This window comes from Methylobacterium sp. CM6257 (assembly GCF_054611515.1).
In genome coordinates, this window is the sequence record NZ_CM137735.1 from 5322449 (window position 1) to 5347996 (window position 25548).

Annotated in this window: 24 protein-coding genes and 1 pseudogene; 8 read left to right on the forward strand and 17 right to left on the reverse strand. The window is 70.4% G+C overall.

The annotated features are described in order from the left end of the window. Positions 1–121: 121 nt before the first annotated feature. The 3 genes from ACYCO6_RS25940 to trpA form a co-directional block, all read right to left on the reverse strand. The gene (locus ACYCO6_RS25940; RefSeq protein ID WP_459764668.1) at positions 122–1447 is read right to left on the reverse strand and encodes a bifunctional folylpolyglutamate synthase/dihydrofolate synthase; all 1326 of its coding nucleotides are present in this window, start codon (positions 1445–1447) and stop codon (positions 122–124) included. Between the two features lie 9 nt (positions 1448–1456). Then, the gene (gene accD / locus ACYCO6_RS25945; protein ID WP_459764670.1) at positions 1457–2353 is read right to left on the reverse strand and encodes an acetyl-CoA carboxylase, carboxyltransferase subunit beta; all 897 of its coding nucleotides are present in this window, start codon (positions 2351–2353) and stop codon (positions 1457–1459) included. Positions 2354–2434: 81 nt separating this feature from the next. Then, positions 2435–3274: a tryptophan synthase subunit alpha gene (trpA, locus tag ACYCO6_RS25950; protein ID WP_459764672.1), complete on the reverse strand. Its 840-nt coding sequence runs from the start codon at positions 3272–3274 to the stop codon at positions 2435–2437. Between the two features lie 197 nt (positions 3275–3471). On the opposite strand from trpA, the gene ACYCO6_RS25955 reads away from it, so the two are divergent. Both ACYCO6_RS25955 and ACYCO6_RS25960 read left to right on the forward strand, forming a co-directional pair. Further along, a complete protein-coding gene (locus ACYCO6_RS25955; RefSeq protein WP_459764674.1) occupies positions 3472–4215 on the forward strand; it encodes an HAD-IA family hydrolase in 744 nt (247 codons plus the stop codon). 125 nt (positions 4216–4340) lie between these two features. Beyond that, positions 4341–7007, forward strand: coding sequence for an MGH1-like glycoside hydrolase domain-containing protein (locus ACYCO6_RS25960; RefSeq protein WP_459764677.1), 2667 nt, complete (start codon positions 4341–4343; stop codon positions 7005–7007). A gap of 35 nt (positions 7008–7042) precedes the next feature. Here ACYCO6_RS25960 and ACYCO6_RS25965 read toward each other — a convergent pair whose 3' ends face one another. Next, positions 7043–7444, reverse strand: coding sequence for a Ros/MucR family transcriptional regulator (locus ACYCO6_RS25965; RefSeq protein ID WP_459764679.1), 402 nt, complete (start codon positions 7442–7444; stop codon positions 7043–7045). A 299-nt stretch (positions 7445–7743) separates the two neighbouring features. Here ACYCO6_RS25965 and ACYCO6_RS25970 point away from each other — a divergent pair, with 299 nt between their 5' ends. After that, positions 7744–8841, forward strand: coding sequence for an NAD(P)/FAD-dependent oxidoreductase (locus ACYCO6_RS25970; protein WP_459764681.1), 1098 nt, complete (start codon positions 7744–7746; stop codon positions 8839–8841). Positions 8842–8845: 4 nt separating this feature from the next. Here ACYCO6_RS25970 and ACYCO6_RS25975 read toward each other — a convergent pair whose 3' ends face one another. The 7 genes from ACYCO6_RS25975 to ACYCO6_RS26005 form a co-directional block, all read right to left on the reverse strand. Continuing rightward, positions 8846–9562 (reverse strand): LrgB family protein, encoded by a 717-nt coding sequence (locus tag ACYCO6_RS25975; protein WP_459764683.1) that lies wholly within the window; start codon positions 9560–9562, stop codon positions 8846–8848. Beyond that, positions 9559–9969 (reverse strand): CidA/LrgA family protein, encoded by a 411-nt coding sequence (locus ACYCO6_RS25980; RefSeq protein ID WP_459764685.1) that lies wholly within the window; start codon positions 9967–9969, stop codon positions 9559–9561. The genes ACYCO6_RS25975 and ACYCO6_RS25980 overlap by 4 nt, the downstream gene beginning before the upstream one ends. 17 nt (positions 9970–9986) lie before the next feature. Next, positions 9987–10448, reverse strand: a complete 462-nt coding sequence (locus ACYCO6_RS25985; protein ID WP_459764687.1) for a tellurite resistance TerB family protein — start codon at positions 10446–10448, stop codon at positions 9987–9989. Positions 10449–10560: 112 nt separating this feature from the next. After that, positions 10561–11310 carry a DJ-1/PfpI family protein gene (locus tag ACYCO6_RS25990; RefSeq protein WP_459764689.1) on the reverse strand — a complete coding sequence of 250 codons (750 nt, stop codon included), beginning with the start codon at positions 11308–11310 and terminating at the stop codon, positions 10561–10563. Between the two features lie 49 nt (positions 11311–11359). After that, positions 11360–12043 (reverse strand): TenA family protein, encoded by a 684-nt coding sequence (locus tag ACYCO6_RS25995; RefSeq protein WP_459764691.1) that lies wholly within the window; start codon positions 12041–12043, stop codon positions 11360–11362. 17 nt (positions 12044–12060) lie between these two features. Further along, positions 12061–12735, reverse strand: a complete 675-nt coding sequence (locus ACYCO6_RS26000; RefSeq protein ID WP_459764693.1) for a response regulator — start codon at positions 12733–12735, stop codon at positions 12061–12063. Continuing rightward, positions 12732–14210: an ATP-binding protein gene (locus tag ACYCO6_RS26005; protein ID WP_459764695.1), complete on the reverse strand. Its 1479-nt coding sequence runs from the start codon at positions 14208–14210 to the stop codon at positions 12732–12734. The genes ACYCO6_RS26000 and ACYCO6_RS26005 overlap by 4 nt, the downstream gene beginning before the upstream one ends. Before the next feature lie 336 nt (positions 14211–14546). On the opposite strand from ACYCO6_RS26005, the gene ACYCO6_RS26010 reads away from it, so the two are divergent. Continuing rightward, positions 14547–15392, forward strand: coding sequence for a hypothetical protein (locus tag ACYCO6_RS26010; protein WP_459764697.1), 846 nt, complete (start codon positions 14547–14549; stop codon positions 15390–15392). Between the two features lie 90 nt (positions 15393–15482). On the opposite strand, the gene ACYCO6_RS26015 is transcribed toward ACYCO6_RS26010, so the two are convergent. Then, complete coding sequence (locus ACYCO6_RS26015) at positions 15483–17246, reverse strand: DEAD/DEAH box helicase (protein ID WP_459764699.1); 1764 nt, start codon at positions 17244–17246, stop codon at positions 15483–15485. A gap of 258 nt (positions 17247–17504) precedes the next feature. Here ACYCO6_RS26015 and ACYCO6_RS26020 point away from each other — a divergent pair, with 258 nt between their 5' ends. Next, a complete protein-coding gene (locus ACYCO6_RS26020; RefSeq protein ID WP_459773735.1) occupies positions 17505–18602 on the forward strand; it encodes a calcium:cation antiporter in 1098 nt (365 codons plus the stop codon). 13 nt (positions 18603–18615) lie between these two features. On the opposite strand, the gene ACYCO6_RS26025 is transcribed toward ACYCO6_RS26020, so the two are convergent. Further along, positions 18616–19353 carry an FAD-binding oxidoreductase gene (locus ACYCO6_RS26025; protein ID WP_459764701.1) on the reverse strand — a complete coding sequence of 246 codons (738 nt, stop codon included), beginning with the start codon at positions 19351–19353 and terminating at the stop codon, positions 18616–18618. Continuing rightward, a complete protein-coding gene (locus ACYCO6_RS26030) occupies positions 19328–19933 on the reverse strand; it encodes a sulfite oxidase-like oxidoreductase (RefSeq protein ID WP_459764703.1) in 606 nt (201 codons plus the stop codon). Before ACYCO6_RS26030 ends, ACYCO6_RS26025 begins: the two co-directional genes overlap by 26 nt. A 154-nt stretch (positions 19934–20087) precedes the next feature. On the opposite strand from ACYCO6_RS26030, the gene ACYCO6_RS26035 reads away from it, so the two are divergent. Continuing rightward, positions 20088–20390 carry a hypothetical protein gene (locus ACYCO6_RS26035; protein ID WP_459764705.1) on the forward strand — a complete coding sequence of 101 codons (303 nt, stop codon included), beginning with the start codon at positions 20088–20090 and terminating at the stop codon, positions 20388–20390. Here ACYCO6_RS26035 and ACYCO6_RS26040 read toward each other — a convergent pair. The 3 genes and pseudogenes from ACYCO6_RS26040 to ACYCO6_RS26050 all read right to left on the reverse strand — a co-directional run bounded on the left by ACYCO6_RS26040 (position 20360) and on the right by ACYCO6_RS26050 (position 22946). Continuing rightward, positions 20360–21329: pseudogene (locus tag ACYCO6_RS26040) on the reverse strand (DMT family transporter). The gene ACYCO6_RS26035 and the pseudogene ACYCO6_RS26040 sit on opposite strands and share 31 nt — an antisense overlap. After that, positions 21326–21601 (reverse strand): translation initiation factor IF-1, encoded by a 276-nt coding sequence (gene infA / locus ACYCO6_RS26045; RefSeq protein ID WP_012320343.1) that lies wholly within the window; start codon positions 21599–21601, stop codon positions 21326–21328. The pseudogene ACYCO6_RS26040 and the gene infA overlap by 4 nt, the downstream one beginning before the upstream one ends. A gap of 211 nt (positions 21602–21812) precedes the next feature. After that, on the reverse strand, positions 21813–22946 hold the full coding sequence (locus tag ACYCO6_RS26050; RefSeq protein WP_459764708.1) for a branched-chain amino acid ABC transporter substrate-binding protein: 1134 nt from the start codon (positions 22944–22946) through the stop codon (positions 21813–21815). A gap of 233 nt (positions 22947–23179) precedes the next feature. On the opposite strand from ACYCO6_RS26050, the gene ACYCO6_RS26055 reads away from it, so the two are divergent. Further along, a complete protein-coding gene (locus ACYCO6_RS26055; protein WP_459764710.1) occupies positions 23180–24385 on the forward strand; it encodes an amino acid aminotransferase in 1206 nt (401 codons plus the stop codon). 4 nt (positions 24386–24389) lie between these two features. After that, on the forward strand, positions 24390–25421 hold the full coding sequence (locus tag ACYCO6_RS26060) for a hydroxyacid dehydrogenase (RefSeq protein ID WP_459764712.1): 1032 nt from the start codon (positions 24390–24392) through the stop codon (positions 25419–25421). Positions 25422–25548: the final 127 nt, after the last annotated feature.

The following is a 25548-nucleotide window of genomic DNA, read 5'->3' on the forward strand; positions in this document are numbered from 1 at the left end:
GTCCGGCCGAATGTGTCGAATCGACGACGTTTGAAATTCCGAAACCAAACTTCGCGGTGTGTTCAGCGCTCGATTCGGAGGCTACGGCGGCCGCGACAGATTGAGTCGAACTGGATATGCCTCAGACCGGCGGCGTATCGTTGGCCGCCAGCACCAGGCCGGCCAAGTAGAGCGAGCCGCAGATCAGGATTCTCGGGGGCCGCTCGAAGGCGATGTCCTTCACCAGGGCGAGCGCCGCCTCGATGCTGGGCGCCGCATAGGTCGAGAGGCCGACGCTCTCGCCGATCTGCGCCACCTCCTCGGCGGGACGGGCCGCCATCGTGCCGGTGATCGGAACCGCGACGAGGGCGCGCGCCAGCCCGACGAAGTTGCGCAGGAAGCCGTCGGCATCCTTCGTTCCGAGAAGGCCGACGATCAGCACCAGCGGCACGTCGCTCCGCTCGCCGAGATCCGCCATGGCGGCGGCCAGGATGCGGCCGCCGTCGATGTTGTGGCCGCCGTCGAGCCACAGCTCGGTGCCGGGATCGAGCTGCGCGGCGAGGCGCCCGCGACCCAGGCGCTGGAGCCGCCCCGGCCACTCGACCTCGGTGAGGCCCTTCTCCAGGGCCGCCGTCCCGATGTCGCCGAAGCCGGCCGCGCGGAGCGCCGCGATGGCCGTGCCGGCATTGACCAGCTGGTGTCGCCCGGCGAGCCGTGGCCGCGGCAGGTCGAACAGGTCGATCTCGTCCTGATAGACGAGCCGGCCGCGCTCTTCGTGCACGGAGAAGTCCTGGTTGCCCACCAAGGTCGGGCCGGCTCCCACCGCCTCGGCGTGCCGACACAGCACGGCATCCGCCTCGGCATAATCCTGGGCGGCGATCACCGCCGGGCAGCCGCGCTTGAAGATCCCGGCCTTCTCGGTCGCCACCGATTCCACCGTGTCGCCGAGATACTCAGCATGATCGCGCCCGATGGGCGTGACCACCGCGCAGGCGGGCCGGTCGATGACGTTGGTGGCGTCGAGCCGGCCGCCGAGGCCGACCTCGAGCAGCAGCACGTCGGCCGGGCTCTCCGAGAACAGCAGCAGGGCCGCCGCCGTGGTGATCTCGAACATGGTGATGGGCTCGCCGGCATTGGCGCTCTCGCAGCGCGCGAACGCGTCGGCCAGCCTCTCCTCGTCGACGAACTGTCCGCCGCCGATGCCGCCGATCCGGATCCGCTCATGGAAGCGCACGAGATGCGGCGAGGTGTAGACATGGGCCGCAAGACCGCCGGCTTCGAGAATCGCCCGCATGAACGCGATGGTCGATCCCTTGCCGTTGGTCCCGGCCACGTGGATCACCGGCGGCAGGCGCCGCTCGGGGTGATTGAGCCGTGCGAGCAGCCGCTCGATCCGGCCGAGCGACAGGTCGATGGTGCGGGGGTGCAGCGCCAGGAAACGCGCCATCAGTGCGTCGGAGGAGGCCATCGCGCGGAACTAGGCTGCCTCGGGGGCGGAGACCGGAATCTCCGTCGCGGGGGCGTTGGTCAGGAGACAGCACAGGCGCGTGATCGTCTCCTTGAGCTGATGGCGGTGGACCACTTGGTCGACCATGCCGTGCTCGCGCAGGTATTCCGCCCGTTGGAAGCCGTCCGGCAACTTCTCCCGGATGGTCTGCTCGATCACGCGCGGGCCGGCGAAGCAGATCAGGGCGCCCGGCTCGGCGAGATGCACGTCCCCCAGCATGGCGTAGGAGGCCGTCACGCCGCCGGTGGTCGGGTTCGTCAGCACCACGATGTAGGGCAGGCGCGCCGCGTTGAGGCGCCGCACCGCCACGGTGGTCCGGGGCATCTGCATCAGCGACAGGATACCCTCCTGCATGCGCGCGCCACCCGAGGCCGCGAACAGCACGTAGGGCGTGCGCTTCTCCAGGGCCGTCTCGGCGCCGCGCACGAAGGCTTCGCCCGCCGCCATCCCGAGGGAGCCGGCCATGAAGCCGAATTCCTGCGCGGCCAGCACCATCGGCAGGCCACCCACCCGGCCGAAGCCGATCTTGAACGCGTCCTGCAGGCCCGTCTTGGAGCGCGCCTCCTTGAGCCGGTCGACGTAGCGCTTCTCGTCGCGGAACTTCAGCGGGTCGACGGCGACCTCGGGCAGCGCCACGTCGATCCAGGTCCCCTCGTCGAACATCATCTTCAGACGCGCCTGGGCGCTCATCTTCAGGTGATGCTCGGATCCGGGAATGACCCACTGGTTGGCCTCCACCTCCTTGTGGAAGACCATCTGCCCCGTGTCCGGGCACTTGACCCAGAGGTTCTCGGGCGTCTCGCGCTTGAACAGGGTCTTGATCCGGGGGCGCACCACCTCCGAGATCCAGTTCATCGGTTCGACCATCGACTTGCGTCCGTCCGCTTCAAGCCCGCGCTGATATCAGATGGAGCGCGCTCCATCGCCAGGGTCCGCCGGTGGCCCCGCTCAGGCGGCCCGGCCGACGCCGGCCGCGCGCACGCCCTCGGCCAGCTCCCGCACCAGTTCGACCACCGCCGGCACGCTTCCGGACTGCGGCCGGCCGTCACCGTCGAGGGAGCGCACGAGGGTGTCCACCAGCGCCGAGCCGACTACGACCCCGTCGGCCCCCTTGGCGATCGCCGCCGCGTGCGCGCCGGTCTTCACGCCGAAGCCGACCACCACGGGAAGCTCGGTGTGCTTCCGGATGCGCGCGACCGCCTCCGAGACCTTGCCGAAATCGGGCGTCGCGGTGCCCGTCACCCCGGTGATCGACACGTAGTAGACGAAGCCCGCCGTGTTCGCGAGCACCGCCGGCAGACGTCGCTCGTCGGTGGTAGGCGTGGCGAGCCGGATGAAGGCCAGCCCCTTGGCGAGGGCCGGCAGGCACAGCTCGGCATCCTCCTCCGGCGGCAAGTCGACCACGATCAGCCCGTCGACCCCCGCCGCCACCGCATCGTCCAGGAACCGGTCGACGCCGTAGGTATGGATCGGGTTGTAGTAGCCCATCAGGACGACCGGCGTCGTGTCGTTCTCGGCGCGGAAGCGGCGCACGAGGTCGAGCGTGCCGGGCACGGTCTGCTTGGCCTTCAGGGCCCGCAGGCCCGCCGCCTGGATCGCCGGGCCGTCCGCCATCGGGTCGGTGAAGGGTAGGCCGAATTCCAGGATGTCCGCGCCCGCGCCGGGCAGCGCCTTCAGGACCTCCAGGGAGGTCTCGGGATCGGGGTCGCCCGACATCACGTAGGTGACGAGGACGGCGCGGTTCTCCGCGCGGGCGCGGGCGAAGGTGGCGTCGATGCGGCTCGGCATGGTTCGGACAAAGTTCGCGGTGGCAGGGCCGCTTGGGACCCGGGGTTGCACCCGCGCTACACCAAAGGCGCCGGCCCGTGAAGCGGGAGCCCCGGCAAGCCGTTTACGGCCGCGGGGAAGCGGCCCGCCGCCAAACGTAACGCGGCCATGCGGGCGGCCCGGTTGCCGATCGGTCAACAGCCACTTAGCCACGCCGCATGTCAGAGAATTCCTTCCCAACGCGCCGCTTCGCCGCGCTCCTGTTCGACATGGACGGTACGCTCGTCAGTTCGATCGCCTCGGCGGAGCGCGTCTGGTCGCGCTGGGCCGAGGCGCACGGCCTCGACGTGGCCGCGTTCCTGCCGACCATCCACGGGGTGCGCTCGGTGGAGACGATCCGGCGCCTCGACTTGCCCGGCATGGATCCCGAGGCCGAGGCCGCGGCGATCACCCGTGGCGAGATGGAGGATGTGGGCGACATCACCCAGATCCCGGGGGCGCAGACCTTCCTGGAGGCGCTTCCGCCGGATCGCTGGGCGATCGTCACCTCGGCGCCCCGGGCGCTCGCGGCGCGCCGCCTCGAAGCGGCCGGCATGCCGGCGCCATTCACGATGGTGACGGCCGAGGATGTGGTCCGGGGCAAGCCCGCCCCGGACTGCTTCCGGCTGGCGGCGGAGCGGCTGGGCGTCGCGGCGGGCGACTGCCTCGTGTTCGAGGACGCTCCGGCCGGCATCCAAGCCGCCGCGGCGGCGGGCGCGTCGGTGATCGTCGTCACCGCCACACACCACGAGCCGGTGAGAACGGACCATGCCGCGATCCCGGATTACCGGCGGCTGCGCATCGATGTCGACCCGGCGGGTATTCGTATCGCGGCAGTGGATGAGCGTCCGCGCGCGATCGCAACCGGCGTCCCAGGGGCAGATCCAGCGCACGGTCAACGAGGCGGTGGGGCAGGTTGCTGACCTGTCGATCCGGATCGTGTGATCCGGTCCAGGCCGGTCATCGGCGCCTCGCCCGGGCATTGACCTTTCCCGACGCGGCGCGGCTTTATCCGGCTGCCTATACGGGGCCCAAGAACAGCGACCCGATGACCAAGCCCGACGGCGTGCCGCGCGACCTGTTCGAGACCGCCGAGGGGCGGCGGCTCATGGAGGCGCGCACCGATCCGGCGTGGCGCCAGTGGGGGTCCTATCTCAGCGACCGGCAGTGGGGCACCGTCCGGGAGGATTACAGCCCGGGCGGCGACGCCTGGGACTACCTGCCCCACGACCATGCCCGTTCCCGGGCCTATCGCTGGGGCGAGGACGGCATCGGAGGATTCGGCGACAGGCACCTGAACTGGTGCCTGTCCCTCGCCCTCTGGAACGGGCGCGACCCGATCCTGAAGGAGCGCCTCTTCGGCCTGACCAATGAGGAAGGCAACCACGGCGAGGACGTCAAGGAACTCTACTATTACCTCGACGGCATCCCGACCCACGCCTTCATGCGGATGCTGTACAAGTATCCGCATGCCGCATTCCCGTACGAACGCCTCGTCGAGGAGAACCGGCGGCGCGGTCTCGATGACCCGGAATTCGAGCTTCTCGACACAGGCCTGTTCGACGAGGGGCGCTACTTCGACGTCGAGATCGCCTACGCCAAGGCGGCTCCCGACGACGTTTTGATGCGCGTCACCGCCACCAACCGGGGGCCAGAGGCCGCCGATCTGACCCTGCTGCCGCAGCTCTGGGCGCGCAACGTCTGGTCCTGGAAGGCGGGCATCGCCAAGCCGGAGCTGACGGCCGGATCCGACGGCTCGGTCTGGGTGCGCCATCCCGCCATGTCGCCGATGCGCTTCTTCGTCGAGGGCGCGGCCGAGCTGCTGTTCACCGAGAACGAGACCAACACGCACCGGCTGTTCGGCAGCGGCCCGGCCGAGGGCTTCTACAAGGACGGGATCGACCGCTGCGTGGCCGGCGGCGACGAGCATGCGGCGAACAGGTTGTCCGGGACAAAGTGCGCCGCCCGCTACGACCTGCGCCTCGGCCCGGGCGAGACGCAGACCCTGCGGCTGCGCCTGCGCGCCGAGACCGCTTCAGGAGAGCCGTTCGCGGATTTCGACGCCGTGTTCGCCGCGCGCGAGGACGAGACCGACACCTTCTACGCGGCGCTCCAGGCGCCCATCGCCGACCCGGAGATGCGCCTCGTCCAGCGGCAGGCGCTCGCCGGCATGCTCTGGTCGAAGCAGCTCTACCATTACGACGTGCGCGAGTGGCTTGCCGGCGATCCCGCCCAGCCCGCGCCGTCCCCCGAGCGCCGGCACGGACGCAACGGCGATTGGGCGCACCTGCGCGCCAACGACATCATCTCGATGCCGGACGCCTGGGAATACCCCTGGTTCGCCTCCTGGGATCTCGCCCTTCAGGCGATCGTCTTCGCGCTGATCGATCCCGATTTCGCCAAGAACCAGCTCCTGCTCCTCGTCGACGAGGCCTACGCCCATCCCAACGCTGCGCTGCCGGCCTACGAGTGGGGATTCGGGGACGCCAACCCGCCGATCCACGCGCTCGCCGCCTGGCGGGTGTTCGAGCTGGACCAAGCGCTCACCGGCAGGCCGGATCACGATTTCCTCAAGCGCATCTTCAACAAGCTGACCCTGAACTTCACGTGGTGGGTCAACCGCAAGGATGCGGACGACCGCAACCTGTTCCAGGGCGGCTTCCTGGGACTCGACAATATCGGCATCTTCGACCGGTCGAAGCCGGTGGGCGACGGTGCCACCCTCACCCAGTCCGACGCGACCGCTTGGATGGCGACCTACGCGCTCAACCTGATGCGCATCGCCATCGAGCTGGCGCTCCAGGACCCGACCTACGAGGACATGGCGGAGAAGTTCTTCGAGCACTTCCTCCTCATCGCCGGGGCCACCGGCGCCGGCGTATGGGACGAGGCGGACGGCTTCTTCTACGACGTGATCGAGACCCGCGACGGTCAGCGCCTCCCTATCCGCGCGCGGACCATGGTCGGCCTGATCCCGATCTTCGCGGTGGCGACGATCAACGCGTGCGACCTGGAGAAGCTGCCGTCCTTATGCGACCGGATGCAGTTCTTCCTGAGGAACCGCCCGGATCTGGCGACCCTGGTCTCGCGCTGGAACGAGCCCGGGCAGGGACAGACCACGCTCCTCTCGCTGCTGCGCGGGCACAGGCTGAAGACACTCCTGCACCGGGCTCTCGATCCGGGCGAGTTCCTCTCCGACCACGGCCTGCGCGCCGTCTCCCGGGCGTATGCGGACGCACCCTTCTGCTTCGTCTGGGACGGGCGGGACCTGGGTCTCGCCTACGAGCCCGCCGAGTCGCGCTCACGCCTGTTCGGCGGCAATTCGAACTGGCGCGGTCCGATCTGGATGCCCGTAAACTACCTACTTATCGCCGGGCTGCACCGCTTCCACGATTATTACGGCCCGGATTTTCGCGTGGAGGCGCCGACCGGCTCGGGCCGGACCTACTCCCTGCGCGAGATCGCTCAGCACCTCTCGCGGCGCCTGATCGGCCTCTCCACCCGCGGTCCGGATGGGCGCAGGCCGGTCTACGGAGACAGTCGGATCGAGCAGGACGATCCGCATTTCCGCGACCTCATCCTCTTCTATGAATATTATCACGGCGACACTGGCCGGGGCGTCGGTGCCTCTCACCAGACCGGCTGGTCCGGCCTCGTGGCGCTGCTCATCCAGGAGGTGTCGGCGGCGACCGTAGGGACGCCGGGCCGGCCGTGACGCAGGCAGCCCGGCCGTCAGCCCCGGAGATCCTTCTACGCCGCGGCCTCCGGCTGCCGCTGGCTGAGCCCGATCTGACGCGAGATCTTCGAGCGGCGGGCGCTGTAAGCCGCAGAGACCAGCGGATAATCCACGGGCAATCCCCACTTGGCCTTGTAGGCCTCCGGGGTGAGGCCGCGCATGGTCAGGTGGCGGCGCAGGGCCTTGTAGGGCTTCCCGTCCTCGAAGCTGATGAGCGTGTCGGGCCGGATCGAGGCGCGGATCTGCGCCTCGGTAGGCCGCTTGACCCGCTGCTCTGGCGGCCGGTTCAGGGTCATGAGCGAGCGATGCACCTCATGGAGCAAGTCCGGCAGGCTTCCCGCGGGGACGTTGTTGCGCGTGACATACGCGCTCAGGATCCGTGTCGCGAGTTCGACGCTCGGCGAGGTGGTCGGCATGGTCGTCTCCTCCATATTTGATCTGGGTCGAGCGTTTGTCTGTATTCCAGTGCGCCTCGCTGCCGGCGGCCCATCGTTGAGGCCCGCATTCCTATGGAAGCCGTCGACGGCGGCTCTGGCGTCCGTCTTGAGTCCGGGCGCCCGAACCACAACCGGAACGCGTACCTTCTGCGGAGATATTTCTACTTACAATTGATAACTTGGGTCAATGCCGGATCGTCACGACCGTCGTCGTCTCGGCCAAGATGCGGTATTGAGCACCCGCGCCGTCCCTGGCACGCGTGCGGAGAAGGATACGGATGGAGGCCCTGGTCGTCGGAGCCGGCGTCGTCGGGCTCGCAATCGGGCGGTCACTCGCCCTTCGCGGACACGCGGTGATCGTCGCGGAGGCGGAGGAGGCGTTCGGCACCGGCGTCTCGGCCCGAAGCTCGGAAGTGATCCATGCAGGCATGTATTATCCGACGGATTCGGAGCGTGCCCGCCACTGCGTGGACGGGTCCCGCAGGTTGTACAACTTCTGCGAGACGCACGGGGTCCCGCACCGGGCCTGCGGCAAGCTGATCGTGGCGGCTGACGACGGGGAGGCCGAGAAGATCGCGGCGATCCGTCGACAGGGCGAGGCGAACGGCGTCCCTGGCCTGGAGCTGCTCGACGGGGCGGTGGCCCGGCATCTGGAGCCCAACCTCGTCTGCACGGTAGCGCTGCACTCGCCCCGTACCGGCATCGTCGATAGCCACGCGCTGATGCTCGCCCTGCTCGGCGAAATCGAGGATCACGGCGGCGCCCTCGCCCTGCGAACGCCGGTCGAGAGCCTGTCGCGCCGAATGGGGCAGTGGCACGCCACCTTCGGCGGCCCTGAACCGGGCACGATGGCCTTCGACGCGGTGGTTAATGCCGCGAGCTTCGGCGCTCCCGCGCTCGCCGCCAGAACGGAGGGCTACCCCGCCGAGCGCGTCCCGACCCTGCGGCTCGCCCGCGGCAACTATTTCGGTTGCACCGGCAAGCCCGCCTTCTCCCGGCTGATCTATCCGGCACCCCGCATCGACGGCGGGCTCGGCATCCACCTGACTCTCGATCTCGCGGGACGCACCCGCTTCGGCCCGGACGTGGAATGGGTCGATGCCTTCGACTACCAGGTCGATCCGCGACGCGCCGACGCCTTCTACGGGGCGATCCGGCGCTACTGGCCCGGCCTTCCGGACGGAGCCCTCTATCCGGATTATGCCGGCCTGCGCCCGAAGCTCACTGGCCCGGGCGAACCCGCGGCGGATTTCCGGATCGACGGGCCGGCCGAGCACGGGCTGCCGCGAATCGTCCATCTGTTCGGGATCGAGAGCCCGGGGCTGACCTCCAGCCTGTCGCTCGCTGAGGCGGTGGCAGACCGGCTGGACGGGTGAGGGTTCAGAACAGGAGGTGGAGCGCCAGGGGCGCGAGGATAGCCGTCACGAAGGCGTTGAGGCCCATGGCGATGCCCGCGAAGGTGCCCGCCACCTCGCTGACCTGGAAGGCGCGGGCCGTGCCGATGCCGTGGGCCGCGAGCCCTGCCGCGAAGCCCCGGGCGCGCATATCGCGGATACGCAGGAGATCCATCATCGGCGTGACCAGGATCGCCCCGATGATGCCGGTGAGGATCACCAGGATCGCCGTCAGGGTCGGATCGCCGCCGAGCGCCTCCGCGATGCCCATCGCGACGCCCGAGGTGACGGATTTCGGGGCCAGCGAGATGAGGACCGGCTGCGGCATATCGAGGATCCGCGCCAGCGCGATCACAACGGCGAGCGTCGTGGCCGAGCCCGCAGCGAGCGCGGCGAGCATCGGGATCAGCGCCCGCATCACCGTGGCCCGTCGCTCGTAGAGCGGCATGGCCAGCACGACCGTTGCGGGCCCGAGCAGGAAGTGCACGAATTGCGCGCCCTCGAAATAGGTCGGATAGGGCGTTCCGGTCGCGGCCAGCACCCCACCGACGAGCGCCACCGTAATGAGCACGGGATTGGCGATCGGGTGCCGGCCGGTGGCCGCGGCGACCCGATCGGCCAGGACATAGGCCGTCAGCGTCACGGTCAGCCAGAGCAGCGGCGTCTTGGCGAGGTAGACCCACAGCGAGAAATCGCCGCTCACGCGTCAGGCCCCCCGTCGGACCCGCGCCGCTCCACGCGGGCGGCGACGGCGCGAAACACCAGAACGGTCACGAGCAGCGACAACGCCGTCGAGACGACCAGCACGATGGCGAGCTTGAGCCCCTGCGCCCGCAGCAGATCCAGGCGGCCGACAACCCCGACGCCTGCCGGCACGAACATCAGGGACAGGTTCATCAGGAGCCCCCGCGCCGTCGATTCGAGGGTGCCGTCGGTGAGCGGTTTCGGCAGAAAGCGGGACAGGCCGATCCGGGCGTTATCGCGCAGGAGCAGGAAGGCGAACATCAGCCCCATGCCGATCACCGGTCCCGGGACGGGCACGCCCAAGCCGCGGGCGAGGATCTCGCCGACGAGTTGAGCGAGGAGGACCAGCGCGAGGCTCGCGATCATGACCCGCGCCCCGGCCGCTATGCCGCCCCAACACCCTGCTGCCCGCTCTGCCGGGCAGCCGTGATGGCGACATCGTCGAACCCAAGCAGCCGGCCGAGCCGCTCCACCAGCGCCTCTTCGAACTCGTCGACGTGCCCGTCCGCCGCGGCCACCGACCACGCCATGGCCAGGAGTTCCTGCCGCTCGGCCCTGTCGGCCTCGTGGGGGATCATCTCGACGAGGCTCGCCACATCGCGGACCTCGGAAGCCATCGCGGCGGCACGCTCGATCAGCGCCCGCGCCGCGTCAGGCCCGTCGGCGTAGTGCCCCTGCACGAGGCGGGACAGGCGCTCATTCTCGGATGGGGCGAGGATGCCGTCGACCCGCGCCACGTGGACGAGGAGCGCGGTGGCCGCGAGATGCGTATCGTCCACCGCCTCGTGGCTGCCGACGCCGAGAGCCTCGGCCGCATAGGCGCGCAGGCGTGCGATCAGGGACATGGCGGCTCCGGCGGATCTGGCAGGGCACAGTTCGGCCGGGGGTGCCCCGCAGTCAAGGACATGGCCGCAAGTCGGCGCGCAGCGTGGCAGCGCTGCATCGCTCGCGGGGCGTTCAGCGGCGGGCGGCCTCCGCGGAGCCGGCCACGAGCGGTCCCAGGATGGCATCCGCCGCCTGGACGATGGCCGGTCCCGCCTCCGCGGGTGTGCCGGCCTGGAAGGGCGGCGCGGGCGTGTACTCCGCCACGAGCTGGGCGGTTCGGGCGTAATCCGCGCCGCGCAGGCGGGCGGCGAGGGCCAGCGCGAAGTCCAGCCCGGCCGAAATGCCGGACGCGGTGACGCGGTTGCGGTCGAACACCACGCGTTCCGCCACGGGCTCGGCACCGAGCATCGGCAGCACCGCGTCGCGTACCGACCAATGCGACGTCGCCCGGTAGCCACGCAAGAGTCCGGCGGCTCCGAGGATCAGCGAGCCGGTGCAGACGCTCGTCACCCACGCCGCCCGCGCGGCGCGCGTGCGCAGGAAGCCGAGAAGTGCCGAGTTCCGCATCTGGGCGGGGGTGCCGTCACCGCCCGGCACGAACAGGACATCGAGCTCCTGCGGGCAGCTCGCGAAATCGACGGTCGCCAGTAGGGCAAGGCCGGTATCGCTCGCCACCGGACCGGCCACCTCGGCGACAAGGTACAGGCTGTCCTGCGCCAGGCCGGCCAGCAGCGCCTGCGGTCCCACGAGGTCGAGGGCGGTCATGCCCGGAAAGAGCACCATGGCGATCCGGACCGGGCGATCCGGCGGGATCGGGGCCGGAGCGCCGGCGGCTTCGGTCCCGGCCGGCCAGAGCGCGGCGGCGGCAGCCGCGGCGGTCATGAGATCCCGGCGGCTCAAGGTTGGCGCGGTCACGGACGGGCCGGACGCGTCACAAGGGCCAGGCCGCGTCGCGGTAGGCGCTGTCCCAGAATATCCATTCCAGGCGGGTGGCCTGCGTGAAGGCCCGGTGCATCCGCGCGCGCGTGCCTGAGGACACCGCCTGCCCCGCTCGGTCGGTCGCGACGATCATGGCCGCCACCGCCTCGGCGAACTCCTCGCCCGCGTAGGTGTCGATCCAGGCCCTGTAGGGATTGTCGGGGGCCGCACGCGCGAAGATATCGTCGCCCACCGCCTTGTAGATCCAGAAGCAGGGCAGCAGGGCGGCACAGAGCACCGGGAAAGGCTCGGCATAGGCCGTCGCCAGCAGGTAGCAGACGTAATGGTCACACGCCGGCGTCAGCGGCGTGGCCGCGAAGGTCTCCGACCCGATCCCGTAGTCGCGGAAGAAGCCGCCATGGAGAGCGCGCTCCACCACGATCGCGTCCTGCGCGGCGCGGGAGAACTGCACGATCCCGTCCGGCTCCGGCGCCTTCGCGGCGGCGAGGCTGAGCGCCCGTCCGAAGCCGATCAGGTAGTGCGCGTCCTGCACGATGTAGTGCCGGAACCGGTCCTGCGGCAGCGTGCCGGCGGCGAGTTCCGTGTTGAACGGCATCGACCGGATGGTCTCGTAGGCGGCGGCGTTGCGCGTCCAGGCCTCCCGGGAGAAGGAGCCCGGGCCGCCGTCGCCCGTCATGGCAGGGTCGGCCACGCCTAGCCCTGGCGCTGGGCGTGGGTGACGGCGACGTGGATCAGCTCGGCCAGCGTCCGCACGCCGAGCTTCTGGCGCATCTGCGAACAGGCGTTGGTGACGGTCTTGTAGCTCACCGACAGGTCGGCCGCGATGGCGCCGTAGGAACGCCCCTGGGCGAGCCGCGCCAGGATCTGCTGCTCGCGCGGCGTCAGCTGCGATTCCGGCGTGCGGCGGGCGTCCGCCCGCAGCATCGCCACCTCGGTGGCCAGCCGCCGGTCGAGGTAGACCTCGCCGACACGCACCTTCGCGAAGGCGTCGAACAGCTCGGCCGAGGCGTGGTCCTTGAGGACGTAGCCGAGCGCTCCGGCCTCCAGCGCGCGGGCGACGATCACCGGATCGTTGTGCATGCTGAACACGAGGATCCGCGTCTCCGGCGCCACGGCACGGATCCGGCGGATCAGCCCGAGCCCGGCCATCCCGCTCCCCTGGAAGGTCAGGTCGCAGATCACCACCGGCGGCCGGAGCCGGTGGAAGATGCGGTAGCCGCCGACGACGGTGGTCGCCTCCGCGATGGTCTCGACGCCGGCATCCTCCAGCACCCGTCGGCAGCCTTGGAGGACGATCGGATGGTCGTCGATCACGAGGACGGGCAGACGCGTCGCGGCGGCGTCGATCTGGGAAGCGATGGCGTTCATGCGCTCGGCGCGTCGTTCTCGTCGCCCCGCTCCGGCGGAACGGGGATCATGATCCGAACGATTGCTCCGGGACCGGCATTGTCAAGGGCGAAGGTGCCACCGAGCGCCTCGACACGCTCGCGCATCCCCGACAGCCCGAGTCCGGTCCCGTGCTCCGCCGGAATCCCGCTGCCGTTGTCGCGGATTGCGACCTGCAGTCGCCCGTCGGTCTCGGCGGCTTCCGCCTTCACCCGGGTCGCTGCACCGTGGCGCACGGCGTTGGTGGCGCTTTCCTGCACGCACCGGAAGACCGTGAGGTCCACGAGGTCGCCGTAACCGCGCGCCAGGCCGTCGAACCGGCCCGTGAAGGTGATGCCGGGGTGCCGCTGGCTGAACCCGCGCAGCAGCAGGTCGAGGCAGGTGGCGAGCGGCGCCTGTCCGAGCCCGTGCGGCCGCAGGCGGTTGAGGAGTTCCCGATTGACGGTCTGGACCTGGCCCACGATGGCGCTGATCTCGGCCGCCCGGGCGGCGAGCTTCTCGCGGCTGGGTTCGGCGGGTCCGGACGCGATCCGGGCGATCGAGGCGGCGTTGGCCTCCAGGGCGAACAGGCAGGGACCGAACTCGTCGTGCAGTTCGAGGGCGGTGCGGCGGCGCTCGTCGTCCTGCGCGGTCAGGAGCTGGCGGTTCAGGCGCCCGTTGGCGGCCCGCACCTCGCCCAGGGCCTCGGCCACCTTGTTGAAGCGCTCGGCGATCACCGCCAGTTCGCGGGCGCCGGGCGGCTCCAGGCGCGCGGTGTAGTCGTGGTGCTCCAACTGCGTCAGGCCGGCGCCGAGTCGCCGCAGCGGCGCGAGGATACGGCCCAGAGCGACGTAGAGGGCGATCAGCATCGCGGCGTTGATAGCCAGGGTGGTCAGGGAGAGCGCCCGGGCGTAGCCCCAGATCTCGTCGATCTCGTCCATCGGCTGGGTGGTGATCTGCGCGGTTCCGAGTCGCTGCCCGTTGACCGAGATCGGCAGGGTGTGCCGCTCGATCGGCGGCATGATCAGCTCGGCGAACCAGTGTGGTGCCTCGCGCTCGGACCGGTGCGGCGGCGCCGGACTTCCGACCCGATCGCCGTCCGCATCGAGAACTGCGACGCGGACATGCCGGAGCACCTTGAAGCGCAGGTCCAGGGTCTGGAGCAGCGTATCGGGCGAGGCCGTGTCAGACAGGCGTATCGTGTCGGCGACCAGGGATTCGACGGTGGCCAGGGACGCGCGGGTCTCGACCCGCACCGCCGTACGGGCGTTCAGCACGATGACCCCGCAGGAGACCAGGGCCGCCAGCGCGTCGATGAGCAGCACCACGGCGACCAGCCGTGCGCGCGTCGACCAGTCCGCCCACGGCCATTGCCTCGCGCGGGGGCCGAGCGGCGCCGGCGCAGCTTCGGGATTCGGCAGTCGGGCTGACGCGGTGTCCACCGCGTGACGCATAGCGGCTGTGCCGGCGAAGTCCATGCCGTCGCTCGCGGCCGAAACGGCCTGTTGGCGGACCCGGACGGATCGCCGTTCCTGTGCTGACGCACGCTCCCGGGCCGGACAGGCTGTGACTTCGGCAGAGCGCGCGCACCGTTCTGGTCGAGCCGACTACGGATTCTTAAGCGGCGCCCTCTTATCTTGTGGATAGCCGCGCCAGGACTGGGCGCGCGCGCAATTCGGACCGACATCTTTGCGCCGTATTGCGGTTTCTTTATCGTCGGCAGTGTCGAACCACCTCCGGCTCGTCGGAGGGAGGCGGCCGGTCGTGGGGGAGCCCGGTCGCGCGCGTCGTGCATCGTGTCAGAGACCCCGATCATGAACGATCTCGCCCTGGACCCCTCCGAGACCCGAGCGACTCGGACGCCGGTGGCACGGCCTGAGCGGTCATCTCACCTGCGCCTCGTTCTGTTCGGACTGGTCGGAGCCGGCGCACTCGGGGGCTTCGGCGTCGCGGCCTCGACGCTGATGGCCGGACTCGCGGCGCCCGCACCGGTGAAGTTCGTCTCGTCCGGCCGGGCCGCGGACTGGCCGGAGTTGAAGGACGGCCTCCCCGCCGTGGCCGGCACGGGCCAGGCCACGACCGCGGCACCGAAGCCGTCGGAGCCTGCCGCGCCGGCCCTTCGCATGGCGGCGCCGCCCGGCTCGTTCACCCCCGCCGCCGCTCCGGTGAAGAGCGCGGCGGCGCCGACGCCGCCGGCACAGGCCGCCGCCCCCGAGACACCGACGCAGCGCATTCCCCAACCGACCCCGGTCGTGCCGGTCGTCGCCTCCCGGCATGTCGTGCCGCTTCCGCCCGCCCGCACGGCCGCGCTCCTGACTCCGCGCGCCTCCGAGACGGTTCGAGCCCGCGAGCTGGCCGAGCCAGCCGCTCCGTCCGCGCCGAAGCCGGTCGCCACCGCGACGCCGGCCGCCAGCACCGCCGCCCCCGAAAAGTCCGAGAAGCCGGCGCGGAAGGCTGTGGCCGCCCACAAGGCCCCTGTCCCCGTGAAGGCCGCCGAGAAGACGAAGGGCGCCGCACCCACCTCCGTCGCGCAGGCGGAGCCGGCGGAGCCCGAGGAAACCGAGGTTCTCGGTATCAAGCTGCCGTCCCTGGCCCCCGCCGGACGGAAGCTGAAGGAGAGCGTCGACGCGCTCGGCGATGCGGTGAAGAACGTCTTCTGATCACCGCGCCCGCGAATCGGGGCGACTGAAAATGGGCATTCCTTTCCCCCTGCAGCAGGGTGAGAGCGGGCGACCGTGGCCGCCCGGCGCTCAGCCTCGGCCCGAGTTGCGGCCGGGCTTGCTGTCGGCCCGGGGACCGGACCGCTCGACCTTGCGCTGATGCTTGCCGGCGCGCAGGCTCGCGAAGCCCTTCGGGCCACCGGGGCGGCCCTTGCGCTCGGTCGGAGCGGCATCGCCGGCGAGCGGCTCGACCTGAATCTCCGGTGAGCCGTTGCGGGCGAAGGACTCGGCGAAGCGCGCCGCGGCGTTGCCCCGCACCTCGAACTTGGTCTCCCGGTCGAAGATGCGGATCGCGCCGATCTCCTGCCGGCCGACACCGCCCCGACGGGTGAGCATCGGCAGCAGGCGGCGCGGATCGGCGTTGTCGCGACGGCCGAGGTTGAGCCGGAACCAGACGGCCGGTCCCATGGCGGCGATCCGCTCCGGATCCATCGGATCGTAGGGCGGCCGCTCACCGCGCGGAGCACGGCCCTCGCCCGGATCGCTGACCTCCTCGGGAGCCGGCAGGCGGGTGCGGTAGACGCGGGCCAGAAGCGCGGCCAACTCCTCCGGGCTCTTGCTGGCCAGCAGCGTCTCGGCGAGCGCGACATCCTCCTCCGCCGGCGGTTCGGCGAAGAGCGGATCGGAGAGCATGCGCTCGCCGTCCAGCCTGCGGATCTCGTCGGCTGACGGAGGGCCCGACCATTCGGGGCTCACCTTGGCGATGGCGAACATCTGCTCGGCGCGGCGCCGGCGCGAGTTCGGGATCAAGAGGACGGAGGTGCCCTTGCGGCCGGCGCGGCCGGTGCGGCCGCTGCGGTGCTGCATCACCTCGGCGTCGTGCGGGAGATCCGCGTGGATGACGAGACTCAGGGACGGCAGATCGATGCCGCGGGCCGCCACGTCGGTGGCGACGCAGACCCGGGCACGGCCGTCGCGCAAAGCCTGCAGGGCGGCATTGCGGTCGCCCTGGCCGAGTTCGCCCGAGAGCGCCACGACAGAGAAGCCCCGCTCGGTCAGGCTCGCCTGGAGGTGCCGGACGGCGTTGCGCGTGTTGCAGAAGACAATCGCGGTCTTGGCATCCGCCTCGCGCAGGAGATTGAGCACCACGTGCTCGGTTTCCCGCGGCATGATCCGCACGGCCCGGTAGGCGATGTCGGCATGTCCCCGCGTCTCGCTCTTGACCGCGAGCCGGAGCGCGTCGCGCTGGTAGCGCTCGGCCAGCGCCTCGATCCCCTTGGGCAGCGTCGCCGAGAAGAGGTACGTCGCCCGATCCGGCGGCGTGGCCGAGAGGATGAACTCGATATCCTCGCGGAAGCCGAGATCGAGCATCTCGTCGGCCTCGTCGAGCACCACGGCCCGCAGGGCGGTCGGATCGAGGTTGCGCCGCTCGAGATGATCACGCAGGCGGCCCGGCGTCCCCACCACGATATGCGTGCCCTCCGCCAGCATCCGGCCCTCGCGGCGCGGATCCATGCCGCCGACGCAGGCGGTGACGCGGCCGCCGGCCGCGCCGTAGAGCCAGGACAGCTCGCGCTGGACCTGCAGGGCGAGTTCCCGGGTCGGGGCGATCACCAGCGCGAGCGGCGCGCCGGCGGGTGGAAGCATGTCCCCGCCGTCGCCCTGGCCGATGAGCATGCCGGCCATGGCGAGCCCGTAGGCTACGGTCTTGCCGGAGCCGGTCTGGGCGGAGACGAGGAGGTCGCGGGCACCGGCGGCCGCCTCCAGCACCGCGGCCTGGACCGGGGTAGGATCGGCGTAGCCGCGGTCGGCTAGGGCCCGCGCGAGGGGGGCGGGCAGGGTCGGGAAAGGCAAGCTTCGGGAACTCTCAACGGCCGTGCCGCCCCGGCAGCGCGCCATCGCGCGGCGGAGGAATCAGGCGCCGGACTTTATTCGGGTCCTGTCATCGTAGCGCCAAGCGGCACGACTGACCACTCCCGCCGCAGCATGGGGCGGTTGCGTGCGTCCAGTCCGGGGCTGCCGTAGCCCTGGCGCCATCGCACGCGCGACCTATGAAACAGTCGAGTTCCATACACCACGCGTCAGACGAGCCAGTCGGAGAACATGACGGACATGATGGCAGCCCTGCGGGTGGCGGTAGCCTGGGCGACGGTTCTCGTCTTCGCGTGGTTCGGCAAGGGGTGGCTCACCGACCTGTCGCACCCGCTCGCGGCGAGCGGCCTGTTCGCCTGGCTGCTCGCAGTGATCGTCTGGGCCGCCTTCGGCGTGGTGCACGAGGCCGAAGAGCTGGCCCATAGGCTCGGCGAGCCGCTCGGGACCCTGGTGCTCACGCTCTCGATCGTCATCATCGAGGTGGCGCTGATCTCGGCCGTGATGCTCTCGGCCAAGGACGCGCCGACGCTGGGCCGCGATACGATGTTCGCGGTCCTGATGATCGTGTTGAACGGCGTGGTCGGCCTCGGGCTCCTGGTCGGCGGCCTGCGGCACCACCAGCAGCGCTACAACCTGCAGGGGGCCTCGGCCTTCCTGTCGGTGATCATCCCCCTCACCACCATCGCGCTGATCATCCCGAACTTCACGAGTTCGACCCAAGACGGCACGCTGACGACGCTTCAGGCGGTGACGTTCTCGGTGTTCACGCTGGCGCTCTACGGCGTCTTCCTGCTGATCCAGACCGGCCGCCACAGCGAGTTCTTCCGCGACGCGGAGGCGCGGGACGCGGGGGAGCACGCGTCCGAGGCGGCGTCTTCCGCAGAGGGCGGCATCGCCAAGCACCTCGTTCTGCTCCTCGCCAACGTCGTCCCGATCGTGCTGCTGGCCAAGAGCCTCGCGGTGATCCTCGACCACGGCATCGCGGCGCTGGGTGCGCCCTCCGCTTTGGGCGGCGTCCTGATCGCCGCCATCGTGTTCACCCCGGAGGGGATCTCGGCGCTGCGGGCGGTGGCCCGCAACGAACTCCAGCGGGCGATCAACCTGTGTCTGGGGGGCGCCACCTCCACGGTCGGCCTCACCGTGCCGGCGGTGCTCACCATCGGGCTGCTCACCGGCCAGACTGTGGTGCTCGGCCTCAAGCCCACCGAGATGACGCTGCTCGCCGTGACGCTGATCCTCAGCGCACAGACCTTTTCGGGCTCCCGCACCACGGTGCTGGAGGGCGCGGTCCACCTCGTTCTGTTCTTCGTCTACCTCGTGCTGATCTTCAGCCCCTGACCGGCGGGCGGGATCAGGCGCCGAAGCGCTCGGTGCGGATCAGGCCAGGTGCGACGCCGGCCGCCACGATCAGGTCGGAGGCCGCGGCGACGAAGCGGTTCGAGCCGCAAACGAACACTTTTCCGGGCCGGCCGACCCGCGCCAGTGCATCCGCGACGAGGGCCGCGTCGATCCTCTTGCCGCCGGGCACTCGCGTCGTGGCGAGATGCAGCGAGAAGCCGGGATCCTCCCGGTCACGCCGTTCCAGTTCGGGAAGCGCGATGGCCTCCTCCCGGGTGCGCGCCGAGTAGATCAGCGCCGCCGGGATCTCGCGCCAGAGCTGGGCCCGCCGCCGCAGCATTGCCAGCAGCGGCACGACCCCGGAGCCGCCGCCCGCCAGGAGCAGCGGCCCGCCATCCGGCCCGTCCCACGAGAACGAGCCGCCGATCGGCCCGCGCAGTTCCACCCGGTCGCCGACCTCGGCGCAGTGCGAGAACCAGCCCGAGACCTCTCCATCCGGCAGAGCCTCGATCATCAGCTCGAAGGTGCCGCTGCCGTCCTGCGCCGACGCGATCGAGTAGCTCCGCTGGGCCTGATAGCCGTCTTCCGCGGTGAGGCGGACGTCGACGTGCTGACCGGCCCGGTAGCTGTCCGCGAGACCGCAGCGCAGCCGGAAGCTCTTGACCTGGGGAGTCACCGCCTCGATCGCGGTGATCTCGGCCGCGTGCCAGCGGAAGACGACCGGTTCAGTCACCGATGTAGCGCTGCTCACGCCAGGGATCCCCGTACATGTGATAGCCGCGCAGCTCCCAGAAACCGGCTGTGTCGGTCTGGGTGAAGCGGAGGCCCTTCACCCACTTGGCGCTCTTCCAGAAGTAGAGATGTGGCACGAACAGCCGCGCCGGGCCGCCGTGATCCGGATGGATCGGCTGGCCCGCATAGCGCGTCGCCACCAGGGCGCGGCCGCCCACGAGGTCGGCCACCGGCACGTTCGTGGTGTAGTCGTCGTAGGATTCCGCCAGCAGGAAAGGGGTCGGCGCCGCGATCCCGGCATCCGCCAGCAGGTCGTCGAAGCTCACGCCTTCCCAGGCCGTGTCGAACTTCGACCACTTTGTCACGCAGTGAATGTCCCCGTGCCACGTGGTCCGGGGCAGCGCCTCGAACTCGTCCCAGCTCCACGACTTGATCGGCCGCGCACCGTCCCGGAGCGTGAATCGCCAGGTGGCCAGATCAATCGTCGGGTTCGGGCCGATCTGCAGGATCGGGAAATCGTCGGTGCGGTACTGGCCCGGCGGCAGGCGCGCCCCGGTCTCGGGCGGCTGCCTGCGCCCGACGAAGCCCCGTGTCACCATGCCGGCCCCCGCTCTCTGCTGTCCGATGGGTTTGGTGCCGCGGAACACTCCACGTCAAGCCGTCATGTGCGGCCGAACAAACGCCCCAAAGCTGAAGTGTGCTAGCTGGACTGTGCCGATCGTCGGCGCGAATCTCACGGATCAGGGGGATCCCATGAAGTACCTTCTCGCGACGAGCCTTCTCGTCGGGAGTCTCGCCACCCTCGCGCCGGCCGCGCAGGCCCGCGACGGAATCGGCGCCGGCGGCGCGGCCGCGCTCGGCGTCCTCGGCGGCCTCGCAGTCGGCGGCGCCATCGCGTCGGCCAACAACGGCTATTACCCGGGCCGCCCGGTCTACCGCGCCCCGCCGCCGGTCTACGTCGAGGAAGATTACGGCCCGGTCTGCCATTTCGAGCGCCGGCGGACCGTCGATCCCTACGGCGACGTCTACATCCGCCGCGTCCGCGTCTGCGAGTAAGCGGGCTCCGGGGTCGCCGCGACGGCGAGCGCCGGTTTCAGGCGCTCGGCGCAGGCGATCCCGCCGAGCACGAGGGCCAGGGCGGCCGTCTCCGTCGCCCCGAACGACTCGCCGACCAGAAGGACGGCGAGGATCGCGCCGAAGATCGGCACAAGGTTTACGAACAGGCCGGCACGGTTCGGGCCGATCATCTCGACGCCGCGCATGAAGAACAGCTGCGCCAGCAGTGACGGCCCGAGGCCGACGAACGCCACCATCGCCCAACCTTCCCGGCTGGGCCAGACCGCGTGCCCCGTCGTCCACTCGACGACGAGGGGCGGCAGCGACGTCAGGAAGGCGGCGATGGCCATCGCGGCGAAGAAGGCCAGGGCCGACACTTTCGGCCGGCTCGGCAGGAAGATCGTGTAGCCTGCATAGAGGAGGCAGGCCCCGAAAACGAGGATATCGCCGCGGTTGAAGGCGAGCCGCGTGAGGACAGTCCAGTCACCATGGGTCGCGGCCACGCTGGCCCCCAGGAGGGTCAGCACCACGCCGGCCACCTGCCCGTGCGAGACCGCCACGCCATGGGCCACGCGATTGAGCACGATCACCAGGACCGGAATCGCCCCCCTGGAACAGAGCCAGGTTGACCGCACTCGTGTGGACGCCGGCCGCGTAGAACAGACAGTTGAAGGCTGTGTAGCCCAACCCGCCCATCAGCAGGATGCGCAGCCAGTGGGGGCGCAGCAGCGGCCACTCCGCGGCCAGCCTGCGAGCGGCGAAGGGCGTCAGCACCAGGCATGCGACAGCCCAGCGCAGTGTCGTGATCACCTGCGGGGAGACGTGACCGGGAGCCCAGCGGCTGGTGACCGCGTTCCCGGCCCAGAGCAGAGCGGTGATGGAGAGCAGACAGTAGGCAGGCGCGGCCGACGGAGAACGGGCCGCGCGCGCGATCCTCAACGGCGGCGGAACTGCCCGCCACGCACGGGGGGACGCGGACCCGAGGAGCGCTCGTCCTTGTGGCGGAATACGAGACGGCCCTTCTCGAGATCGTAGGGCGACATCTCCACCGTGACCCGGTCACCGGCCAGGGTCTTGATGCGGTTCTTCTTCATCTTGCCGGCCGTGTAGGCCACGATCTCGTGGCCCTGGTCGAGCTGCACGCGGTAGCGCGCATCCGGCAGGATCTCGATCACGAGACCGTCGAACTGCATCAATTCTTCTTTCGCCATGCACCTTCTCCAGTCGGACCGTCCGGCAGCAGGCGTTCCGGCAATTCGTCTTCGGTTGTCATCGAGCTCGGGAAACGCCGCAGGGCGCGGATCCGATCCGACAGACCGTCCGCGCCAGCTCAGCAGCACCGCACGCATGTAGTCGCCGCAGGAACGCGCCGCAAGTCACGGAGGAGACAGTACGCCGTTCATCGACATAAATTGCCCGCTTTCACGGCCCGGCTTCGTTGCCGGCATAGTCGAGCCGCCCATCCGGCGTCCGGCGCCAGATCCGCAGGATAACCGCACCACCCGAACGGTCCCCGCGGGCGTCGAAGCCGACCGGGCCGAGCACGGTGCGCAACGGCTGGCCGCGCAAGGCCTCGGCTACTCTGCGGCCGTCGGCGATCCGCCCGGTCCTCGAATCCGCCGCATGCGCCCGATCCACAGCCTGGGCCAGGAGCTCGACGGCCGCGTAGGCGGAGGCCGCGACGCTCTCGGCCTCGGGACTGCGTGGCCCGGGCTTTCCGCTCCGCGGGTCGGGCAGGTGCGGCGGATCGGGCTGGAGGGTCATCACGGTGCCCTCCCCGGCCGTACCGGCAGCGGCGAAACCGGGATCGAGGATGCCGTCGCTGGCGATGAGCCGCGCACCGAGGCCAGCCTCCTGCATGGCGCGCGCCAGGGCCGCCGCTTCGGGTGCGAGACCGCCGAAGTACACCGCCTCGACCTGGGTCGCCTTCAGCCGGGCCACGAATTCGCTGAGGTCACGGGTCCCCCTGGGGAAGCCGTCGAAGAAGACCTCCGGCGCGTCGGCTTCCTTCAATCGGGCGGCCACCGCGTCGGCGAGGCCGCGGCCGAAGGTCGAGCGATCATGCACGATGCCGATGCGCCGGCCCGCGAAGGCCCTGACCAGATACGCGCCGGCCGCCCGGCCCTGTTGCGCGTCGCTCGCGCCGAGCCGGAACAGGTTCCAGAGGCCGCGGCCGGTGAGGGGCGTGTAGGTCGCGCCGGGCGTCACGACCACCGCGCCCGCCTCCTCGTAGAGCGGGGAAGCGGCGGCGACCGCGCTGGACTCGAAGGGCCCGATCACGAGGCGTACGCCGTCCGCCACGAATTTCCGGGCGACCACGGTGGCAATCCTGGCATCGCCGGTATCGTCCGCCGGGACCAAGACGAACTTCGTCCGCGCCCCGGCCGTCCGGTTCAGGTCGGCCACCGCCTGCTCGGCGCCCTGCCGGAGACCTTGCCCGAAGGCGGCATCCGGCCCGGAGAGCGGCGCCGACAGACCGATCCGTACCGGCCCCTGGGCGGCCACGGGACCGGCGGCGAGAAGGCCTGCAAGGACAAGCGCGAAGCGACACAACATGACGGCAGTTTACGGTGCTGCCTGCCGTCTCCGGAAGAGGCAGCGTTCAGGGGCACCGTGCTCCGATCGGCTCCCGATCCCGGAATTCCTGAGCGGATCGGGATGCAGATGCGCACGGAAGCGCTGGCGCGCGCGCGCGATGTGCGGAATAAGGCCGTCGGCCCGATCCACCGACAGGTGCATCGAAGCGGCCGTCGCGCCGCACCGAAGACCCTCTGGGACGATAGACAATCATGACCTCGCTGTTCGCCGGCATCCAGGACGCGCCGCTCGACCCGATCATGCGGCTGTTCGAGGCTTTCAACGCCGATCCGAGCCCGAAGAAGCTCAACCTCGTGGTCGGCGTGTACACGGACGCGGACGGCAAGGTGCCGCGCCTGCGCGCCGTTCAGATTGCCGAGAAGCGCTGGATCGAGAAGGGTCTCCCGAAGACCTACCGGCCGATCGAGGGCACCAAGCCGTTCCGCGACGCGGTCCAGGAATTGCTGTTCGGGAAGGGCGCCCCGATCCTGTCCCAGAACCGGGTCGCGACGCTCCAGAGCATCGGCGGCACCGGTGCGCTGAAGACCGGCGCCGACGTGCTGGCGAAGCTCTATCCGGGCGCCACCGTGGCGGTGAGCAACCCGAGCTGGGAGAACCACAAGGCCCTGTTCAGCCAGGCCGGCTTCACCGTCGTGGATTATCCCTACTTCTCGGCCGAGACCGGCGGCGCCGACTACCCGGCCATGCGGGCCTACCTCCAGGACCTGCCGAAGGGCTCGATCGTGGTTCTGCACGCCTGCTGCCACAACCCGACCGGCGCCGATCTCAGCCTCGACGAGTGGCGCGATCTCGTTCCCCTGATGGCCGAGCGCGGCCTGATCCCGTTCCTCGACATCGCCTACCAGGGCTTCGGCAACGGCCTCGACGCCGACGCGGAGCCGGTGCGCCTGTTCGCAGAGTCGGGCCAGGAATTCTTCGTGGCCTCCTCGTTCTCGAAGTCGTTCTCGCTCTACGGGGAGCGCGTCGGTGCGCTGACCATCGTAGCCGAGAATCCGGTCATGAAGGCGAAGGTCGAGGCCTTCGCCAAGCGGCTCGTCCGGGCGAGCTACTCGAACCCCCACACCCACGGCGCGGCGATCGTCGAGATCGTGCTCACCGATCCGGAGCTGCGCGCCGACTGGGAGCGGGAGCTCGCCGAGATGCGCGATCGGATCCGCGCCATGCGCGAGCGGATGGCCGACAGCCTGCAGCAGCGCCACCCCGAGCGCGGGTTCGACGCCATCAAGGCTCAGAAGGGCATGTTCTCCTACACGGGTCTCAGCCCCGAGGAGGCCACCCGCCTGCGCGAGGAGCATGAGGTTTACGCGCTCGAGACCGGCCGGATCTGCGTGGCGGCGGTCAACACCCACAACATCGATCACGTCATCGACGCGATCGATGCCGTGGTGAAGGGCTGACGCCGTGGCGGCTCTCAAGCGCGTCTGTCGGTTCAACGTCTGGATCAACCCGGTCTTCGACGCGCGGCTGAGGGCCGAACCCGACATCGACCTGCAGGTCGGTGACCTGCAGGGTCCGGAGAGCGCGCTCCAGGCGCTGCTCGAGCAGGCCCACGTCTTCCACGTCTCGCCGGCGCGCGACGAGCTGCCGCGCCGCTGGCACGTGACGGACGATCTGCTCGCGTCCTGCCCGAACCTGCTCGCCGTCTCATCGGGCGGCGCGGGCTTCGACACGGTCGATGCCGCCGCCTGCACCCGGGCCGGCGTCGCGGTGGTCAATCAGGTCGGCGGCAACGCCCGTTCGGTGGCGGAGCTGGCGATCGGCCTGATGCTCGCCGTCTCTCGCAAGATCTGCGTCTCGGACCGGCTGCTCCGGACGGCGCGCGGTTTCTCGCGGGAATCGCTGATGGGCCACGAGATCGGCGGCTCGACCCTGGGGCTCGTCGGGATCGGGCATACCGGCCGAGCGGTGGCCAAGCTCGCCCAAGGCTTCGACATGCGGGTCCTCGCCTACGACCCGCTGCTGTCGGCCGAGGAGATCCGGGCCCGCGGCGCGGAGCCGGTCGACCGGGCGCGGCTCTTGGCCGAGTCCGACATCGTGTCCCTGCATTGCCCGCTGGACGACACGACCCGCGGCAGTTTCGACGCCGAGGCTTTCGCGGCGATGAAGCCGGGGGCGCTGTTCATCACGACCGCCCGCGGCGGCGTCCACGACGAGGCCGCGCTCGCCGAGGCGCTGACCTCTGGGCACCTCGCGGGGGCGGGCCTCGATGTCTGGGCGCCGGAGCCGCCGCCCCTCGCTTCGGCCCTGCTCCAGCTCGACACTGTCGTGGCGACCTACCACACCGCCGGCGTCACCCATGAGGCGCGCCGCAACGTGGCCGCCTGGGGCGCCGAGCAGATCATCGGCCTTCTGAAGGGTGAGACGCCGCCGCGCCTTGTGAACCCGGAGGTCTGGCCCGCCGTGCTGGAGCGCCGGTCGCGGCTGTTGGGCTGAGGCTCGCGCGGCGGTCACCGCCGACCTGACCAGTCCCCGACAATCCAACCAGATCTCCTCATCCTGAGGTGCTGCGCAGCAGCCTCGAAGGAGACCTCCAGAGATCGCAGAGCCTTCTGGAGACCTC